Consider the following 19,525-nt stretch of genomic DNA (forward strand, 5'->3'; position numbering starts at 1 on the left):
TAATTGAATTTGCGGTGGTTTTCATGCCGATTAGCCTTTGACTGCCCCAACCATGGCTCCCTTCACAAAATACTTCTGTACAAACGGATAAATGATTAGAATTGGCAAAGTGGACACCATGATGGTCGCATACTTGAGTGATTCCTCCACGACCATATTATCCCCGCCGATCGACGTAACGTCGCCTGAACTTGCACTGCCGGCCAGCACCAGATTACGGAGCAACACCTGCAGTGGAAACAAATCAGGAGATCTTAGATAGAGCAGCGGGAAGATAAAGTTATTCCACATGCCCACGGCATAGAACAGGGCAATCGTAGCGAAGGACGCCTTGGACAACGGCACGACAATACGAATGAAAATGCCGATATCGTTCAGGCCGTCCATGCGGCCTGATTCCTCCAGCTCTTTGGGTATGCCTGAGAAGAACGTTCGCATCAGGATCAGGTTCCATGTGCTGACTGCCCCTGGAAGAACCATGCCCCAGACGGTGTCCACCAGATTCAGGGAACGGACCACAAGGAAGGTCGGAATCATGCCTCCGCTGAAGAACATCGTGATGACAATCAGGACGGTGAAGCTATTGCGCAGCGCCATGTCTTTCCTGGACAATGCATACGCTCCGGTTGAAGTAACCACCAGCGAGATCAGTGTACCAAGCACAGTATAGATAATGGTATTTCGGTAAGCCGTCCAGATTTGCGGATCTCCCAGCACCAGCTTATACATGCTCAGATTGAAGCCCTTGGGCCAGAAGGAAATATTGTTCTGGATGACGTTGGCATTGCTGCTGAGGGAAACGGCCAGCATATGAAGGAACGGATAGAGTGTGACCACCACAACAAGCAGCAGGACTAATGATGCCAGGAGATTAAACCAGGAGAACCGGAGGGATTTCACATTCACACCTCTTTTCTACCATAGACTGGTTTCACTTAACCGGCGACTGAGCAAGTTGGCCGTATAGATGAAGATCAGGCTGATGACTCCCATGAACAGGTCAATGGAGGCGCCATAACTGAAGTTTCCCTGGACCATCCCTACCCTGTAGACATATGTGCTGATAATATCCGCTGTATCGTAGATCGCCGGGTTCTGCATCAGGAATACTTTCTCGAAACCAATTTCAAGCACCTTGCCGATATTCAAAATCAGCGTGATGACGATCGCAGGAGATATGCCGGGCAGCGTAACATGCCAGATTTTGCGCAATCGGCTTGCTCCGTCCATATCAGCAGCCTCATACAGCTGCGGGTCAATGGCTGTTAGTGCGGCCAGATAAATGATGGTCTCCCAGCCAATATGCTGCCATATCTCCGACAGGACATAGATCCCCCGAAATAGCCCAGGTTCATTCATGAAATTAATCGGTCCCACGCCAATCCATTCGAGCAGATTATTAATCAGCCCTCCGGTGGGGGAGAGGAACATAATGACCATACTTGCCACAATCACATTCGAGATAAAATGCGGCAGATAACTGACCGTCTGCACAAAACGCTTAAACGCTGCCTTACGTACCTCATTGAGCAAAATGGCCAGCAGAATCGGGGCCGGGAAGCCAAACACCAACTTATACATTCCCAGCAGGAACGTATTTTTCATGAGCGGCCAAAAATCGGGATTCTCCAGAAACATCCGGTAGTATTTGAGCCCTACCCAATCACTGGCCCATATTCCCTTAAACAGGTTGTAGTCTTTGAAGGTAATGACCAGTCCGAACATCGGTGCATAGCGGAAGATTAAATAATACAGGAGGCATGGCAGGAAGAGCAGCCATAGCGCCTTATTTTTGTTCCAAATCCGGGTCATCCGCACCTTCCGCCGAGATGAATGATTTAATTTTTTTCGCAGTTTGTCTTCCATTAAGCCAGCATCAGCCATCGGCATGCCCCCTCTTGCTACATGTTTGCAGCTCAACAAGATGTGAGCTAACTTCCCCTGTTTCACCGGGGTTTGTAACCAAATTATAGCGAGTTTTTATCTGTAAGCGCTATCTACATGTTATATAACATTTCGCCTGTAATGCTATTTTCCAGATATCCGCGTATAAATCAGTAAAAGTGTATATTGTTTGTGTCAGCTTTATGCCGCTATGATTAGATTAGACCATTGATCTGCGGCTGTATTCGAGGGGGGAATGTCATAATGAAGGAACTGCTTACAAACCGATTTGCGCTGAACGGCCTGTTTGTTAAGCTAATGCTGAGCTTCCTCAGTGTCATCCTGATTTTGGCTTCATTTAATCTGTTCTCCCATCTGTACCTGAGCAACAAAGTATATCAGGAGATGGTAAGACAAAATGAACTGGGCCTCGCACAGACCGTCGAAGGATATGAGAATCACTTCCGGCTGACCCAGAACATGATTCTGGCCCTCACTCAATCGGATACCTGGACAGCCAACTTGGGCATATTGAGCCGCCTTAAGGACAATCGTCGTTACGATATTCCCGCTGAAGTGAAGGCCGACCTCTCTACCCTGTATACCAATCCTTTTTTGCATATCGACAATTTCATTCTTTATTTCAAGCAGGAGGACTATGTGCTGGAGAAGGAAGGACTTAGCAGCGCAGCCGACATGTTTGGCAAATATTATTACAGTGAAGCGTATTCGCCGGACTACTGGAAAACCCAAACAATGAACAACCAGTTCTTGAAGGTGATGCCCGCAACAGCTTTTACGGAAAAAACGGTCCATTCTTCCCGCTCTCTGGGAGAGCTGATGCCTGTTATGATGAAAGCCATCCCCTATGAGGAAGTGTACGGAATTGTGATGCTGAATCCGCAGCGTATGCAGGATACGTATGGAGATGGCAGCCATAATCCGTTCTACATCATGGATAGTGAGGGGCGTTTATTGTTCACAACCACAGAACAGGAACTTCATAATCCTCCGCTGCCTATAGAGGGAAGCAGGCATGAACGCATTGGAGATCAGTATTACTTCTATGAAAAAGGCAAGCAGACCGGGTTCACCTATGTGAGGGTCACCCAGGCCTCAGTGATTGCGGCAGAGATGCGCGGCATGCAACTGCTGCTTACTGTACTGCTGGGCGCTGCCATTTTGATCAGTGTACTCTCCTCCCTGCTGTTCAGTCTGAGGTTAAACCAGCCGCTGCAGCATCTTATTGCCGCTCTTGACCGAAATTCCGGAAGCGGGACAGACAAGTTGAGCAGAGTGAAGGAATTCGCCATGATCGGTGACCGTCTGAGTAGCATTCTGGAGAGCAATCGATTCATTCAAAGCGATCTTGCGCAGAAGAACTCTCTGGTACGGCAGTTCGCTTATACGCATAAAGTCAAGAACATCCCGCTCAGCTCCCATCTGGCAGATCTTGAGGAGGTTCGGCAGCCCGAACATCCCTACGTGGCCATTTTATTCAAGGTTGGCTTCAAGGACCGGCCTGATGAATTGGAACAGCATACTCTCCTATTGTGGAAATTAATTCAGAGCCTGTTCACCAGCAATCCGAATAACAGCGTTGCACTTCAGCCTGAACAGGATCAATTACTCCTGCTTCTATTCGATCCCGGTCCGCAGAGCGGCATCCTGCAGGCGCTCGATACGCTGAAGGAATTGCTTGCTGCTGAAGAATGCCTGTACCTGACCATCGCGGTAAGCCCAGTATACTCGGGGGATATCCCGTTTACCGATGCGTATGGGAATCTGTCCACTCTGCTGAAGGAACGAAGACTAAACGGAGAAACCCAGATTATTGTGGAGCCACGAGCCTCTTCATCCAGCTCGTTCCATGTCAAGGTGACTTACGGGGAGGAACTGCATGATTTACTGCAATCAGGCAAGGAGCAGGCTGTGTTTGCCTGGCTGGATCGCCAGCTGGATCAGCTGAGACACAAGGACGCAGCCGCAGAGGATTTTCGGACATTTGCTCTTGGTGCAGTGGAGCAGGTCGGTAAGACGGTGATGAAGCTGAATTTAACAAGCATTGAAGGCGGACTTCACTCCTCTCCTTCTGGTGATCCGCTTGCTGGATTTTATTCCATAGAGCAATACAGGACATGGCTTCAGTCGCAGATTCAACCGATTCTCTCCGCGATCAGCAGCCAATTGGAAACGAAAGATCCCGTTATCAGCTTTGTGCTCGATTATCTGAACCGTCATTATGGCGAGGATATTAATCTGAATCTTGTTGCCGACAAGCTGAATCTCACGCCAGGGTATCTCTCCAGCATTTTCAAGGAAAAGACCAACATCAACTTCAGCGAGTATCTCAATAATCTTCGCGTTGAGCGGGCCAAGGAACTGCTGGTAAATGTGGATCTGCGAATTCAGGATATCGCCATGCAGGTCGGTTATCAGAACGTAAACTCGTTCATCCGCATGTTTAAGCGTCGATACGGACTGACCCCGGGAGAGTATCGCAAGCGTCATGCGGGTGATGACCCGTTCATCTCCTCGAATCATGGATAGCCAGGTGTGAGGGCGGAGAAACCCTCTAGATCCTATATAAGCAAACACCCGCGCAGAAAGCGGGCGTTTGCTTATATATCACATGAGAATTTTGGACAGGTGCACAAGAGCCGTGGAGGAAATGCGTTGTTCTTCAGGAATATTCTCATAGAGAAGATGTTCTTTTCCTGCATCAATCATGTGTTTGCGCATGGCTGCAATCCGGCCTTTGCCCTGATCAATGAAGCGAAAATCCACCTGCCGCAGACTTGGCATGTCGGTCAAACGCTCGAAAGCTTCTGCCTTTATTCCCTTATGTATTTCTTTCAGCACCAGCACCTCCAAGTGCTCCGTAGTCCATAGGTTGTCTATATACTGTAGTGATTTCATAAAATCCAATTCCAGCTGTCGCAGGTTCTTCATACCTGAAAAATCGCAGAGCCGCTCGACTTTGGGCAGTGACAGGTGCAAAAACTCCAGATGATGCAATGCGCTCAGTTCATCAATATGAGTCAGATTCCGTACAGAGGACAGTCTCAGCATACGAATGTTGGAGTCAGCAAGTACATCCAGAGGACCATTTAAGGCACCATTATCAATGGCCAGATATTCGATGAACGGCAGGTCCACGACAAAATCCAGTGTCTCGATGGTACAGTTTAACACCAATGTGCTCAACCGAATACAGTCCTCAATCGGAGCCAATTCATCAAATTTTCCGCTGAGAGAAAGATACTGCAGCTGCTTGTACTGTCGGATGAACTCCAGATTTTGCGTTTTGGCTGCCCGTATATTCAGAAACTCCAATCGCTGCAGCGCACCAAGTACATTCAAATCCTGTTTCTGTTTCAGGTCCAATTCCAAAGCCTTTACATATTTTAATTCCGCAATGATCTTCAAAAACTCTTCCGTGTACTGTCCCTTCTCCTCCACATTCGTAATCTTCAGGATCAGATCAGGCCGTTTGGAAAACACTCGTTTGTCTAATTCCGCAACATCTTCCATCACGTCTGCTCCGACTACAAAAGAAATGGTAGCCCGATTCCGCAGCTGCTTTACCGCATTATCCATTTTCGCTGCGTTCCAGGGAACCCCGCTCATGGATGCAGTCCAAGGTTCACTCATTCCAGATCCCCTCCCTCTATTTTCCTGTAATTGTAAATGAAGAAGCCCCCCTTGAGAAGTGCAATTTAGCCTGTATAGATAGAGTTCACCCACGTCTCTTCTCATTTGCCTCTCGCCCATCTATTATAGAAATAAGCGTTTGAACAGACTGGAGGAACCACAGCATGCAATTTGCCAAACGAATGAACCACTTTAATGAAGGAATATTTACACGATTATCTGAAATTAAGCGACAACGTCTGGAACAGGGGCTCGGCGTCATTGATCTTAGTGTAGGCGCACCCAACACCCCGCCAGCGCAACATATTATCCAGGCTCTATGTGAAGCGGCAGCTGATGTGCAGAATTACACCTATGCCATCAATGACCAGAGTGAGCTGCTGAAGGCTGTCAGTGAGTGGTACAAGCGCAGGTATCAGGTCAATCTGGACCCCAAAACCGAAGTTTGCTCTCTGCTTGGCTCACAAGAGGGCCTGGCACATATCTCATTATCCATCGTGGATGAAGGCGATCTTGTTCTTGTTCCGGATCCCTGCTATCCAGTATTTGCGGACGGGCCGCTTCTAGCGGGAGCTGAGCTGTACTACATGCCGCAAAAGGAAGAACATCAATATGTCATTCAGCTGGAAGAGATCCCGGAAGAGATCGCGCAGAGAGCCAAATTCATGCTGGTATCCTATCCTAACAATCCAACAACAGCCATGGCACCGGAGCAGTTCTATCTGGACCTGATCGCATTTGCCAAAAAACATGATATCATTGTCCTCCATGACAATGCGTATAGTGAACTTGTGTTTGACGGGAAATCATGTGGAAGTTTTCTTGCCTTCCCTGGAGCCATGGATGTCGGCATTGAATTCAATTCCCTGTCCAAAACCTACGGGCTTGCTGGGGCTCGAATCGGATTTTGCTTAGGTAATGCAGCCGTCGTCTCCATGTTGAAAAAGCTGAAATCCAATATGGATTACGGCATGTTCCTTCCCATTCAGAAGGCAGCAATTGCCGCAATTACCGGTGATCAGAGTGACGTAGACCGGGTACGGGCCATCTATGAGGAACGTCGGGACATTCTCTGCGAAGGATTCAGCAGACTCGGATGGGAAATCGCAAAGCCCGATGCCACCATGTTTATCTGGACGCGGATTCCAGCTCATTATGACAACTCCGAGCAATTCGCCATGGATCTGGTCAGCCGGGCGGGCGTTATCGTGACACCTGGTAGTGCTTTTGGTCCTTCAGGGGAAGGATATGTCCGTCTTGCGCTTGTCCAGGATCGGGAACAACTGGAGCAGGCACTGCAAGCTGTGGAACACAGCGGCCTGTTGATTTCAAACTAATCTGCAGCAAAGAGCACCAATTCCTATTAGGGAACTGGTGCTTTTTTATGCTGTCATGCGGAGATGTACTGTATTTCCCTATCCTCTATCGAAACGGAATCGAAATACCGAAATAAAAAATAAGAGCGGATCAGCTCAATATCAATCTTGGGGAGTTGGCAGCATGGTACAGTTATTTAGAAAAAGAGGGACACGGACATCAAGCATCGCCAATACACTGTCTATCATGTTGTTGGCCATCATTGTTGTCGTCTTTTCCGTCCTGGGAACATTTATATTTACCAGCACCCGAAGCATCCTTGTTAAACAGCAGGAATTGATGCTGCAAACGAAAACGCAGGCCATTGTAGCCCAGTTTGATGCTTTATTTAAGGAAAAAGGATCTCTGGTTAAGCAGATGTCCACCAATAATTTATTCAGGCAGTATATTCAAAGCACCGAATCTGCTTCTACTGCCACAACATCACCTTATGCTGCCGAAACCCAAGCTACACTTGCAGCCATAGTGAAGGAAGAGCCTTCTTTTGTAGATGCTTGGATTGCGGGCATAGATGGAAAAGGTTTCTGGCTCCAACACGATGGTGCAGCGTCCGACTCTGAATTTGTGATTCAGGATCGTCCGTATTATAAACCGGCTGTTGAAGCCGATGGCTTATATTTCTCCGAACCCTATGCCGATATTGCTACAGGTAATATCCTTATGGGCATATTTTATCCGATTAAGGATGACAACAACGAGTTGATCGGTTTCGCGGCGGCAGATATTGCATTCAAGGATATTCCCTCCATTATGGAGAGCTACTCACTTGGAAGCACAGGCTACTCCATTCTGGCCTCCAAGACCGGTGACATTTTATATCACCCTGACCAGGCCAAGGTGCTCAAGGAAAAGATTAACGAAAGTCCGGGAGATTTGGGTGAGATCGGCAAGAAAATGATGGCCGGTGAATCCGGAATCCAACTGATTGATGACAACGGTGAAGGCCGTTATGTCGGGTATGCCACCAGCGCAGATACCGGATGGTCTGTAGGTTTGACCATTTCGGAGCATGAAGTGCTCGAAGAATTAAAAGCCTTTACGTGGATCACCATTATAGGGTTTGCTGTAGCCGCCATCGTGCTTGTGCTCATCAGTTATATCACCCTACGATATCTACTGAGATCCATTCCGAAACTGCTCCAAAAAATCAAACTTGTGGAACAAGGAGATCTGACCGTCCAGTTTGATACAGCATCCCGCAACGAGATTGGTCAAATCTCACAAGGTATGCTCAACATGGTACAGAGAATTCAGAGCATGATTCAGATGGTAGGGGCAACTGCCCAAGTTTTAGGCCAATCCTCCAAGGATCTGCAATCCATTTCCGCTCGGACAGCCGTAACAATGAATGATACGGCAACAGCAATTAACGAAATTGCCAATGCAACCAATTATCAGTCCATTGAATCCGAGAACATTTTGCAAAAAACCGGATCATTATCAGGTCAAATCGACGATATTTCAAGTGATGTCAACACGATGGAGACCAAAGTTCAAGCTTCCGCAGAACAAAGCGAACGAGGATTGGAAGTGTTGAATCAGTTATCCAAATGGGCAGAAGAGAACCACCATTCAACCCAGGCCATGTCAACCATTATCCATGATATTGATCTAAGCCGTCATGAAATCTCCGGTATCGTGGACACCGTCCATCAGATCGCAACCCAAACCAACCTGCTAGCACTCAACGCTTCCATTGAAGCTGCACGTGCAGGAGAACAGGGACGAGGTTTTGCCGTGGTCGCAGGAGAAGTTCGCAAACTGGCTGAGCAGACTGCGATGGCAACCGAGGAAATCAGCAAAAAGGTTCGTCAAATCGAAGATAAGACGAAGACATCCGTAGAACACACGGCCCACGGCCTCCTGATTGCAGAGGAAAATGCCAAGTCCGTCGAGGGCACCAAGCAGGTGTTCTACAGCATCAATAAAGATCTGGAGGAATTGAGATTGCGCATGCTGCAGATCAGCAATAACACCTCCAGTGTCCATAAACACAAGGATGAGATTGTCCAGGCACTCGAAATTATCTCCTCCACCACCGAAGAAAATTCAGCCTCTACCGAAGAGGTCAGTGCAAGCACACAGGAACAACTAGACAGTATCCAACAGGTTGCGGACTTATCCCAGCAATTGAGTCAGTTGTCGAACAAGCTTGAGGAAGAATTAAGCCAGTTCCAGGTTGATCAGAAATCATAGTGCGCACATGATCGCAATGAACAATAAACAAACAACAAAAGCCCGCTGCGTGAGCGGGCTTTCTAGCGTTCCAAATCCTATTTCGCTTTAGAATATGTGCTTTATTTCATTGGTCTGTGCCAGTTGGAACGGTACATCAGGTAAAGGAAGTACGGTGTTCCAATCAGGGCAATAAGGATTCCGGATGGAATCTCTGTCGGCGCCATGACGGTTCTGCCGATCGTATCAGCGAGCACCAGCATCACTGCACCCGCGAGTGCGGATAAAAACATGGACCGTCTTAACTTATGTCCTGTCAGCAGCCGCACCATATGCGGGGCAATCAGACCGATGAACCCGACGGTTCCTACACAAGCAACAGCACCTGCTGCCAGCAGTACCCCTGTCGTCATGGCGAGCAATCTTGTTCGGCGCACTCCCAGTCCAAGTCCTGATGCACTGTTGTCGTCGAATACCAACAGTTCGAATCGACGGGCGAGCCACCAGGCCAGCGGAACCAGAATAACCAAAAATAAACCGATAACCTTCACCTGATCCCATGTACGGGCATAGGTACTACCTGTCAGCCAGATATATCCGCTGCTGCCGTATACGGCGCCACGAACAATCAGGATCTGAATTCCTGCTCCAGCAATGGCCGACATGGCGATCCCCAGCAGTACAACCGCAGACGGATTCAGTCCTTTCTTCCAGGAGAGGGAGAATACAACCACTGCCGCAATAGCTGCTCCGATGATGGCTGCGATGGGCAGCAGATATATTGGAAGACCCGGCCATAAAATAATGACCATCATGGCTCCGAGCCCTGCCCCGGAGGACACACCGACGATGGAAGCATCCGCCAGTGGATTACGCACGGCCATCTGAATGAGCACACCACTGATCGCCAGTGCAGCTCCAGCACCTGCAGCAACAAGCGTACGCGGAATTCGAAGCTGAATCACCGCCGAGAACAGTCCATCCGATTGGAATAAACTCGGCAGCAGATCCGCCAGCGGAATTCGCAAACCACCAAACATGGTACTAAGCAATATAAGCGCTATAGTTACGACCGAGAACAATACTGCCATTGGCCCAAACGCGAAGCGGCGTGAAGGTGCACCTGTGCTCATGGAAGAGGACATCCCTGAACCGTTCGCTGCTTTCATGCGTGTGAGTACCAGCCAGATCAGCCATGGTGCACCAATAATCGCCATGACAGCCCCTGTCGGCAGCTCCATGCTGGAGTTATGTACCATCTTGGCGAGCACGTCTGCGCCAACGAGGAGAGCCGCTCCCCATATAAACACACCGGGCAGCAGTAATCGGTTGGAGCGCACTCCACTCAACCGAACCAAATGAGGTGCTACCAGACCCACAAATCCGATCGGCCCAATTACGCTGACGATTACCGCAGCCAGCAAAACCGCGATAATCAATCCACCGGCACGAGCTAGGCCAACCCTTTGCCCCAAAGAGGACGCCGTTGATTCATCCAGCTCCAGCATATCCCACTGTCTGGACAATATTAGTGCCAGAATGGTTATGCCCACAACCCAGGGCCAAGCATAAGTGACACCGCTCCAGTCATTCTGGACGAGTGTTCCTGAACCCCATAGGAATAGTCCTTGCGTTTCCATGGAGAAGAAAATATGCAGCGCACTAGTAAATGAACCAAGCACCATCGACACGATCATACCGGACAACGCAAGTCGAACCGGACTTGATCGTCGTCCCCCGCCCATGAAATAAGCTGCGAAAGCCGCAATCAGACCACCAAGAGCTGCGAACAGAAAAGGCGACTGACTGAGCACACCCGGAAAGAGAATAGCTCCCAGCACGACGATAAAGTAGGCCCCTGCATTAATGCCCAGCGTGTCTGACGCTGCCAGCGGATTACGGGTGATCGTCTGCAGCAGCGCTCCGGCCACAGCTAACGCACCGCCTGCGATAATGCCGATAACCGTACGCGGCATACGCAAATCCCAGATCATATTGTGCTCCAATGTGTTCTGTCTGCCTGTAAGAGCTTCCCAGACCGTACTCAATGGAATGGAAGCCTCTCCATAACAAAGACTTACAAAAAAAAGCACGATGAGAGCGGTTAGACCGCCCCCATATATGCTTATTGTGCGCCAGTTCATAGCAGGCCTAGCTCCCTGAACTGAACTCATTTGGTAATCGCCTCAACAACCCCGTCAACCAACACTTTGGAGGAAATGGGTCCACCAAATGTCCATGTTGTGCTATCCAGTTGATATAGGCGGTTTTCCTTCACAAAATTCAGTCCGTTCCAAACCGAGTTATCTTTCATAGCTGTGCCAAAGACGTCATCATCCGGCTGTGTAATATAAATGAAGTTACTGTCCTGCACATCAGATAAGGATTCAATTCCTACTGTGGAGAAGCCATAGCCTTCGAGCTTTTCAGGCTGCCAGTCGTTTACCAAACCGATTTTGTCCAATGTACCAATAACGACCGAGTTGTCCGTGAACATACGCAGACTAGCTGCATTTTGATACGTGAAAGCCTGTGTCAGAGCAAAGTGGAAATCTTCTTTGCCTGCAGCAGCCAGTTTCTCTTTGGCTTCTACATAATGTTGATCAAGTTCATCCAGTACTTGTTTCGCTTTGTCCTCTTTGCCAAGAGCAATGGCAATGTTATTGAAGATGTCTGTCATTTTGTCATAGTTATAGCCATCGCCATCATAAGGGTCGAATTCCATCGTTGGTGCGATTGCATTAAGCTGATCGTAGACTGCATTATTGTTATCTGCATTGGCAATGATGAGGTCTGGTTTCAATGCAGCAATAGCTTCCAGGTTCGGCTCACTCCGTGTACCAATATCTGTCACGCTGTCATCCAGGGCTGCTTCGGAAGTGACATAGACTTTGTAGTTGGCGTTGTCCGCATTACCTACTGGCTGAACGCCCAGTGCAACCACATCTTCCGTATATGTCCATTCTAGTGTAACCACGCGCTCTGCCGGCTTGTCCAGCGTAAGTTCTCCGCGTTTATGTTTAACGGTAACCGGGCCGGAAGCCGCTTCCGTCTGCGTGTTGTCAGAAGCATTACCTTCACCTGCATCCGCAGCTGATCCGTTCGAGCTAGTGCTTGCAGAACCGCATCCTGCTAATGTAAGAGCAAAAACCAACAATAATAGTAGTCCGTTCAAGCTTTTTTTCATGTACTGTAATCTCCCCTGTTTATATGTATTATCTCTGATAATAATTATCATTATCACATATTGGATTATGCGACAGAAATCACATTTTGTCAATAAAAAAGCGATAACGCGGCTGACTATAGATTCTGCTATTGTGCCTATTTATGAGAATAAAAAGAAGAAAAAGAGCCCTTGGTTACCCATGGACTCTTCTCAACCAGCATCATGACATGCCAGATTTGCAGTATTATTCAACTACGGTGCACGCCTTCCATCGTGTATAATCGTACCCCAATAGTAACGGAATGCGAATGTTAGTTCAGTTCCATTGTAGTAATGCAGGTATTGTCCTGCTCATATGTGGAAAGCTGGGATTCTGCGACCTTCCCGTCATGTACAATACGAATCAAGTATGTTCTGTTTCTCGGTACCCACAAGTCCATAAAGCCATTCTTTCCTGTTTTTATCGGTTCTTCTTTCATAAACGTATTACCTTCAGAGTCATGAATCGTGACCAGGAACTCTTTGTTCTTCATTTCCCCCTGACAACCAGTCAAGCTATGAACGGCACATGGATGAGTCTGCTCGATGTACGGCGCAATCGAAAGGAAAAACTCCTCTTCAGGCAGATTATAGGTTTTCGTTTGATCATCCTTGCCGGTGACGACCAACTGGGTAGCATTAATGGAGGCCGATTTTGTTTCGACTTTGCCCGTACTGATATCGTATACCAATTCCTTAACATTGGTTGATTCAGGAGGACCTGCTTCTTTTTTTAGCATATTATCAGCGATAAGATATATTCCTAAGCCAACGACCGTAATAAATAAGACTGCAATAAGTATTCCTTTTCTCAACTGGAGCTCATCTCCCCGCTCGTTTTTGGTTTATTATAATGGAGAATTCCATGCCAGTGCTGAATACAACACCGAAGTCACCAGATATTCACATATTTGTCTTGTAAGTCATGGAATTCATTCTCTTGTAACCAATATCATAGATAACTGGATACGGGCATGTCATGTCTACTTCCGCATCCTAATATGACCGGGATCGAAAAATTTATAACCCTTTATCCCAAACTACGAATACTGCCAAAAACCTGCAATGGGATCGCTCCATTTCCCGTCATCAAATTTGGCGAACAAGTACAATGCCCCATAACCAAAGAGATACTCTTCCACCATCCCATCCGCATACCCCTCTTCGTCAATTTGGATGAAAAAGTCGTATCCGTCCTGATGCAAAGCTGTGAAGTAACTGTCCTCCTGCTGAATGAACCTCGGCGTGCCTCCAATTCTGACCAAGCACGGCTCATCTGTTACAGTTCCATCTTCAACCCCTGTCCACTCGGTTAGGCTGTGCTTAACCAATCCAGGATTGGTGTAGGTCTCCAGTGCACTTTCAGGGGAAGCAGGATGCTGAAACACCTGGATATCACAGGATGGATATATATTGTTTTCAAGGTATCTCTCATATTCTGCTGGTACAAATACAGAGATCATCTCCTGGCCTAGTACAGGTTCCTTAGAGTTTGTATCAGGAAGAGTCACACTGAGATAAAACAGATAATTCTGCTCACGCAGAAATGCGAATGCGGCGTTATCATCAAAAAAAGCAGGTGCATTCCCCCCAATCCAACTCGACGATGAATAGTCGTCTATAGAATGTGGATACATAACGAGCGAATGTGTTCTATTCTCAAAAAGATCAGTCCATGCGGACATACGGGCACGTTCCTTTCTTACGATTTTCGTTTGAACTTCCAATCCATTCCTATATAATAATTATAAATTCTGGAAACCTTGGTGGACAACAGACTTATTACTCATTAGCCCAGACAGAATTGTTCTCCAAGCAGACGATGTAGGAGGAATATACATTGAAATGGCTCCGTGTACATAAGGCAGATCATGATATCAGGAATAAGATAGACTGGAACGGTAACCTCCCTAAACATATTGCAATGATGATGGACGGAAATGGACGCTGGGCCACGAGAAGAGGGCTCCCGAGAAGTGCCGGCCATTATGCCGGAATGCAGACGATGCGTGAAACGATAGGTATGTGCCACCGAAACGGGATCGCCTCTCTCACCCTTTATGCATTTTCCACGGAAAATTGGAAAAGACCAAAAGAAGAAGTCGATTATATCATTAGCCTGGTCGTCGAATTTGTACAAGATACTACCGTTCAGGAACTGAATCAACATGGCATTAAAATCAATTTCATTGGTGATATATCCAGATTCCCCTTTGAAACACAGGAGGCCATGCGCAAGGTAGTTGAGCTGACCGAGGCCAATAGCGGGATGAATGTATACTTCGCCATGAACTATGGTGGGAAAAGCGATATTGTCCAAGCCGTTAAATTATGTATTGAAGAAAACAAAAACGTACCGGACATCTCTGAACAGGACCTCGAGAAGTTTCTCTATACCGGGCAAAATCCGGCACCGGATCTATTGATTCGCACAAGCGGTGAGAAACGACTGAGCAACTTTTTATTATGGCAGGTTGCCTACGCTGAGCTGTGGTTTACGGATGTCATGTGGCCCGACTTTAATGAGCAATTGTTATACGAAGCCATGCTTGATTATCAACAGCGCAAGTTGCGAGCATTAGAGGTTTAATGTCGCGAGGGTTCATCCATTCCCGGCGATTATAAAATCAATGAAGCATTCGCTCTCTAGCCCTATGTACCGTAACATTCCAAACTCTGCACCATATACTATGATATCTTACAACACGATTTTGTTCGAACCTGATCACTGTTTTCCTTCCGTAGGCTGACCAATGGATGTCTTTGTATCAGTTGTTCAAGCCCCATTGAGCTTGTCTCTCATACACCAATTACAGGATCTGAGGTTTATTAAGAAATCCCCTTCAATAACAATTCTCCCAATTTAGAGTCCATTCCCTCACTTAGGTCTCGGCTACGAAAAGGAAAAGAGCAGCGGTCATGTCTATTGAATAACAGCATCCCGCCGCTCCTGAGCCCCTAGCCATCCATACAATCTTCTCAATAAATAGACTTATGGACTGGACAAAAGGCATATACTTTAATTTTTATGCTGACATAAGCTATATTGTGAATCGACATTAAGGAGTCAGTTTCAGAATAGTCACCGTGGTATTCAGATTGTTATGCAACTGTGCAGGAGTTGCATTCGCATTGACCAGTTGGATCGTTGTCGGAACTGTTGTCACCGTAACGATAACTTCAGCAGATATGGGACCTCCTCCATCACCTGTGAAAGGCACAGGTGTGATGGGCGTCCCATTCACTGTGAGGTTGAAATCGGCATCGCCCTGATTATGAATGGAGAAAGAGATAAAGTAACTTCCTGTTTCATTGATGGTTATCGTTGAAGATGGTGGCACGAAGGTAAAAGCACCACCCACATTAGCCAAAACACCAGTCAACGTAATTGGCGAGTTTCCTGGAACGGTGTCCGTACCTGTGCCGGGATCAGCCCGGAAAACACTCAGGAAATCGGAGATTCCAGCCCCCGTTGGACCGGCAGGACCTGTTGCTCCAGTTGCGCCTGCAGGGCCGACAGGACCAGCTGGGCCAACCGGGCCTACGGGGCCTGCTGGGCCCACTGCTCCGACCGCACCCGCCGGACCCACGGGTCCTTGTATACCAGGGATTCCTTGTAATCCGACTGGCCCCGGTATCCCTTGAGCACCAGTGGCCCCTTTGGGACCTATCGGTCCTATTGGGCCCGGAATCCCTGGTACGCCTTGTGGTGCATTAACAATAACCTTAGGTTTAACCTTCACAACCTTAACTTTCACACCGCAATGTACATGTTTTTTGAATTTACGTCTACAAATCCGTTTCCCATGATGATTGATCAATGAACTCACCTCCGTGATATTTCTCCACATACTATGTGCAGTAATCACTGGGGGCGTAGACAACTAACCATAATTCAGAAAATTACAGGGCCCATTATGGGGAAAGTTGTCTATCTCATGGAGTAATATTTAGACGTTAAGCTTCTATTACATATTGAAAAGGCCTCTTACCAAACAGCCAAGAATACAATGCAAAGCATATTAAAAATTTTACACGTTACACATGTTTGGTATGTGATGCTCTAACCGCAAGCCAGTATGTGAGTGTACCTGATACGGCGAAGGCTAAGAGCAAGCCAATGCAGGTATGCAGCAAGTTCAGCGTGCCATCTTCCATGAATGACGTTATTCCCAGCAGGCTTGCTGATTCGCTTAAAGCAAAGGATTTTACGGACACGATGCCGAAATAGAGTCCGCCCACAGCTCCACCAATTAGTGCTGCACCAAAAGAAGCCATTCTTCTCATGTTGACGGCATAGATCGCAGGCTCCGGAACGCCCAATAGAGCCGTTCCTGTCGCCCAGAATGCGAGCTTTCTGAACCCAGGCTGTCTGCTGCGCAGACCTGCAGCCAGTGCAGCTCCCGCCTGAGCAGTAAAGGCAACAAACATTGCAGGAATGATTACGGAGAATCCGTTGGTCATCAGTTCATTAAGCATTAGCGGAACAAGCCAATAATGCAATCCGGCAAACAGCATGAATGCAAATGCTGCTCCCAGCAGCATCACAGCCACGACAGGCGCATCCATGAGCAAGGAATCAACACCAGCGGGCATCCGCTTGTCAATCCACGAACCTAGTGGACCCAGCAACAGCAGAACCAGCGGGACCAAAATTCCAAGGGTTAATGCCGGAGCCAGAATGCCCTGCAGCATCTTGGGACTGAATCGTTCAACTGCCTTTTCTACATAGGACGCCGCAGAGATCGTCAGAATCATCCAGAGGGTCGCTGAGAAAAAGGCTGCCTGCGACACCATCGGCACACCCATAAAATGAACTTCTTCCTGACCTGACAGTAAATAACTCATTTGTGGGTAAAACATCAATCCGCCGATAGCTGCTGCAACGTAGATATTACTCTTTAACTGCCGGGCAGTACTGATGGCTGTCAGTATCGGCAGCAGATAAAAGGCGCTCTCCCCAATGGATTTCAATATCATAAATGTCTGACTCTGTAGGAACGATGAGGGTTCCGAAAAACCGTACGTACTAATCAGCGTTATGACTGCAAGCACAATCTTGAAGACCGCTGCTCCCAAAATGGCAGGCATTATGGGCCTAAACACATCAGATATAAATTCTAATATTGAAAACGATTTGCGGGATGTATGCCTCTCTTTCCGTTCTGGACGATCGTGTATGCTCTCTGGCGTACCCATGTCTCTTAACAAACCGTAATAAGAGGAGGATTCATCTCTAATCACCAAGAAGCATTCTGCACCTGTTATCCGAATTGTTGCTTCAAGATCGGCTGCATCAAGCGCTGACATATCCACTTTGCTGTGATCCTCCAACATAAGTATTGTCGATTGCTCTTCCCGCTTGACCTGCCTTATATTCCCCTGTCCACCTGCAAGTTTCAAGATCTCTTCGAATTGCCTGTCATTCATATGTACCTTCTCCTTATGCTGCGGTAAACCCGAGTTTTATGATGTGCCCTTATCTATATACCCATTTCCATGATCAAACTTCAATAGGATATTAAAACTAATTTCCCTTTCATTTCATTACTAATCAAGCAGGGTACATGGACCTAAACCTCACCTTAAGACAGCAAAAAGCCTGCTTCCGCAGGCTCTTCCAAAATCTTCTATGATTGATTCATTTTTTGGCACCCTATGACAATGACAGCATGGCGTTCATATCTTCCTCTGCTGTTGTGATCAGCTTCAAGCCAAACATGTCAACAAGCACATCCAATACTCCAGCCGAGATAAATTCTGGGGGTTTGGGTCCAATTCGAATGTCCTGAATACCTAAACTGAACAGCCCCAGTAGGATCGCCACCGCTTTTTGCTCAAACCAGGACAGGACAATGCTGACTGGCAGCTCATTGACCGAACAGCCAAAAGCGTCCGCAAGAGCCATTGCAATCTTCACAGTTGAACCGGAGTTGTTGCACTGCCCCAGATCGATATAACGGGGAATACCTGTATCCCCGACCGTACCGTAATCTACATCATTGAAGCGGAATTTACCGCATGATGTGGTTAGAATTACGGTATCGTTAGGCAATGAAGTGGCCAGCTCGCGATAATAGTTTCCACCTTTTCCAGGTGCATCACAGCCTGCAATGACGAAGAAACGACGGATATGACCATCTTTGACTGCCTGAATAATCTCTGGAGCGAGTCCAATTACCGTCTCATGATGGTATCCTGTTGTTAGTACCTGCTCAGACTTAATGTCTGCTGCCGGCAGGGAGAGTGCGCGTTCAATTAGAGGAGTGAAATCGTCATTTATAATTTTGACTACACCCTCGAGACCCGCGACTTCATAAGAAAAGAATCGGTCGGCATATGTACCTTTGATAGGCATAACACAGTTTGTGGTCGCAAGGATGGCACCCGGAAACTGTTCAAATAATCTGCGCTGATCGTACCAGGCTTTGCCGATATTGCCTTTCAGATGGGCATATTTTTTAAGTGCCGGGTACCCGTGAGCAGGCAGCATCTCGGAATGTGTATAAATGTTGATGCCTTTCCCTTCGGTCTGGCGAAGGAGCTCTTCCAGCGCATACAAGTTATGTCCGGTCACTACAATGCATTGTCCCTCAATCTGATTCTGCGAAACGGTGATCGGCTGCGGAATGCCGAATCTCTCCGTGTGCGCACGATCCAGCACGTCCATGATTCGGATCGCCGCGTTTCCTACTTGCATGGCCATATCAAGATGTTCCTGCACATTGAAATTGGAATTGGTCAACGTCATATACAGGGCTTCATGTGTAATCCGATCCACTTCCGGATCATGATATCCCAGCTGCCGAGCATGTGTCGCATAAGCCGCTATGCCTTTCAACGCAAAAATCATGGTATCCTGCAGACTGGCTATCGTTTCATTTTTGCCACAGACCCCAACTACTGTACATCCACCACTCGGTGTCTGCTCACACTGATAACAAAACATGTCTGTTCCCTCCAACGTGATTCGATTTCATTCACTGGTAACAGCGTAACAAACCCTCAGGGGACCAAGTGTGATGGCGGACACAGTTTACCATTCGACACCTTATAGTCAAAATTGGCATCTATAGAACCTATTGTTTCCCCTCCAAGACGGAGAACTACCTCCCGGCTACCGCCTAATCTGACCTGTCCTTTTCGCTGGTGCATGTTATATCAATGCAGTGGTACACGTAACCGTGCATCACTGCAAATAAATAAATTGGACAAGAGGCATATCTT

At 47.5% G+C, this 19,525-nt stretch carries 14 protein-coding genes; 4 read left to right on the forward strand and 10 right to left on the reverse strand.

All coding sequences use genetic code 11. The annotated features are described in order from the left end of the window. Positions 1 to 30: 30 nt before the first annotated feature. Positions 31 to 900, reverse strand: coding sequence for a carbohydrate ABC transporter permease (locus MHB82_RS22400; RefSeq protein WP_341175862.1), 870 nt, complete (start codon positions 898 to 900; stop codon positions 31 to 33). Positions 901 to 915: 15 nt separating this feature from the next. Next, positions 916 to 1,812, reverse strand: a complete 897-nt coding sequence (locus tag MHB82_RS22405) for an ABC transporter permease (protein ID WP_255247937.1) — start codon at positions 1,810 to 1,812, stop codon at positions 916 to 918. Between the two features lie 336 nt (positions 1,813 to 2,148). Here MHB82_RS22405 and MHB82_RS22410 point away from each other — a divergent pair, with 336 nt between their 5' ends. Beyond that, positions 2,149 to 4,434, forward strand: a complete 2,286-nt coding sequence (locus MHB82_RS22410) for a helix-turn-helix transcriptional regulator (protein WP_341175863.1) — start codon at positions 2,149 to 2,151, stop codon at positions 4,432 to 4,434. A gap of 78 nt (positions 4,435 to 4,512) precedes the next feature. Here MHB82_RS22410 and MHB82_RS22415 read toward each other — a convergent pair whose 3' ends face one another. Then, positions 4,513 to 5,538, reverse strand: a complete 1,026-nt coding sequence (locus MHB82_RS22415; RefSeq protein ID WP_341175864.1) for a hypothetical protein — start codon at positions 5,536 to 5,538, stop codon at positions 4,513 to 4,515. Positions 5,539 to 5,702: 164 nt separating this feature from the next. Here MHB82_RS22415 and MHB82_RS22420 point away from each other — a divergent pair, with 164 nt between their 5' ends. Together MHB82_RS22420 and MHB82_RS22425 are read left to right on the forward strand one after the other, a co-directional pair. Further along, positions 5,703 to 6,875, forward strand: coding sequence for an aminotransferase class I/II-fold pyridoxal phosphate-dependent enzyme (locus MHB82_RS22420; protein ID WP_095359597.1), 1,173 nt, complete (start codon positions 5,703 to 5,705; stop codon positions 6,873 to 6,875). Positions 6,876 to 7,038: 163 nt separating this feature from the next. Further along, a complete protein-coding gene (locus MHB82_RS22425; RefSeq protein WP_341175865.1) occupies positions 7,039 to 9,111 on the forward strand; it encodes a methyl-accepting chemotaxis protein in 2,073 nt (690 codons plus the stop codon). Positions 9,112 to 9,212: 101 nt separating this feature from the next. Here the strand turns inward: MHB82_RS22425 and MHB82_RS22430 are convergent, their stop codons facing one another. The 4 genes from MHB82_RS22430 to MHB82_RS22445 all read right to left on the reverse strand — a co-directional run bounded on the left by MHB82_RS22430 (position 9,213) and on the right by MHB82_RS22445 (position 13,983). After that, complete coding sequence (locus MHB82_RS22430) at positions 9,213 to 11,264, reverse strand: iron ABC transporter permease (RefSeq protein WP_341175866.1); 2,052 nt, start codon at positions 11,262 to 11,264, stop codon at positions 9,213 to 9,215. Next, the gene (locus MHB82_RS22435) at positions 11,261 to 12,277 is read right to left on the reverse strand and encodes an ABC transporter substrate-binding protein (RefSeq protein WP_095359600.1); all 1,017 of its coding nucleotides are present in this window, start codon (positions 12,275 to 12,277) and stop codon (positions 11,261 to 11,263) included. Before MHB82_RS22435 ends, MHB82_RS22430 begins: the two co-directional genes overlap by 4 nt. A gap of 293 nt (positions 12,278 to 12,570) precedes the next feature. Further along, the gene (locus tag MHB82_RS22440) at positions 12,571 to 13,113 is read right to left on the reverse strand and encodes a CueP family metal-binding protein (RefSeq protein ID WP_341175867.1); all 543 of its coding nucleotides are present in this window, start codon (positions 13,111 to 13,113) and stop codon (positions 12,571 to 12,573) included. Positions 13,114 to 13,338: 225 nt separating this feature from the next. After that, on the reverse strand, positions 13,339 to 13,983 hold the full coding sequence (locus MHB82_RS22445) for a hypothetical protein (protein WP_095359602.1): 645 nt from the start codon (positions 13,981 to 13,983) through the stop codon (positions 13,339 to 13,341). 155 nt (positions 13,984 to 14,138) lie between these two features. Between MHB82_RS22445 and uppS the strand changes: the two genes are divergently transcribed. Continuing rightward, a complete protein-coding gene (gene uppS / locus MHB82_RS22450; RefSeq protein WP_095359603.1) occupies positions 14,139 to 14,888 on the forward strand; it encodes a polyprenyl diphosphate synthase in 750 nt (249 codons plus the stop codon). Between the two features lie 469 nt (positions 14,889 to 15,357). Here uppS and MHB82_RS22455 read toward each other — a convergent pair whose 3' ends face one another. The 3 genes from MHB82_RS22455 to hcp all read right to left on the reverse strand — a co-directional run bounded on the left by MHB82_RS22455 (position 15,358) and on the right by hcp (position 19,247). After that, positions 15,358 to 16,119, reverse strand: a complete 762-nt coding sequence (locus tag MHB82_RS22455) for a collagen-like protein (RefSeq protein ID WP_255247914.1) — start codon at positions 16,117 to 16,119, stop codon at positions 15,358 to 15,360. A gap of 217 nt (positions 16,120 to 16,336) precedes the next feature. Further along, complete coding sequence (locus MHB82_RS22460; protein WP_341175868.1) at positions 16,337 to 17,728, reverse strand: PTS transporter subunit EIIC; 1,392 nt, start codon at positions 17,726 to 17,728, stop codon at positions 16,337 to 16,339. 226 nt (positions 17,729 to 17,954) lie between these two features. Then, positions 17,955 to 19,247 (reverse strand): hydroxylamine reductase, encoded by a 1,293-nt coding sequence (gene hcp / locus MHB82_RS22465; RefSeq protein ID WP_341175869.1) that lies wholly within the window; start codon positions 19,245 to 19,247, stop codon positions 17,955 to 17,957. Positions 19,248 to 19,525 lie beyond the last annotated feature (278 nt).

Origin of the sequence: Paenibacillus sp. FSL K6-2862 (assembly GCF_038005125.1) — a bacterium.
GTDB lineage: Bacteria > Bacillota > Bacilli > Paenibacillales > Paenibacillaceae > Paenibacillus > Paenibacillus illinoisensis_A.

Coding starts and splice junctions, on each gene's coding strand:
- MHB82_RS22435 (WP_095359600.1), bottom strand. CDS start 12,277: ATGAAAAAAAGCTTGAACGGACTACTATTATTGTTGGTTTTTGCTCTT.
- hcp (WP_341175869.1), bottom strand. CDS start 19,247: ATGTTTTGTTATCAGTGTGAGCAGACACCGAGTGGTGGATGTACAGTA.
- MHB82_RS22405 (WP_255247937.1), bottom strand. CDS start 1,812: ATGACCCGGATTTGGAACAAAAATAAGGCGCTATGGCTGCTCTTCCTG.
- MHB82_RS22445 (WP_095359602.1), bottom strand. CDS start 13,983: ATGTCCGCATGGACTGATCTTTTTGAGAATAGAACACATTCGCTCGTT.
- MHB82_RS22415 (WP_341175864.1), bottom strand. CDS start 5,538: ATGAGTGAACCTTGGACTGCATCCATGAGCGGGGTTCCCTGGAACGCA.
- MHB82_RS22460 (WP_341175868.1), bottom strand. CDS start 17,728: ATGAATGACAGGCAATTCGAAGAGATCTTGAAACTTGCAGGTGGACAG.
- MHB82_RS22425 (WP_341175865.1), top strand. CDS start 7,039: ATGGTACAGTTATTTAGAAAAAGAGGGACACGGACATCAAGCATCGCC.
- MHB82_RS22410 (WP_341175863.1), top strand. CDS start 2,149: ATGAAGGAACTGCTTACAAACCGATTTGCGCTGAACGGCCTGTTTGTT.
- MHB82_RS22430 (WP_341175866.1), bottom strand. CDS start 11,264: ATGAGTTCAGTTCAGGGAGCTAGGCCTGCTATGAACTGGCGCACAATA.
- MHB82_RS22420 (WP_095359597.1), top strand. CDS start 5,703: ATGCAATTTGCCAAACGAATGAACCACTTTAATGAAGGAATATTTACA.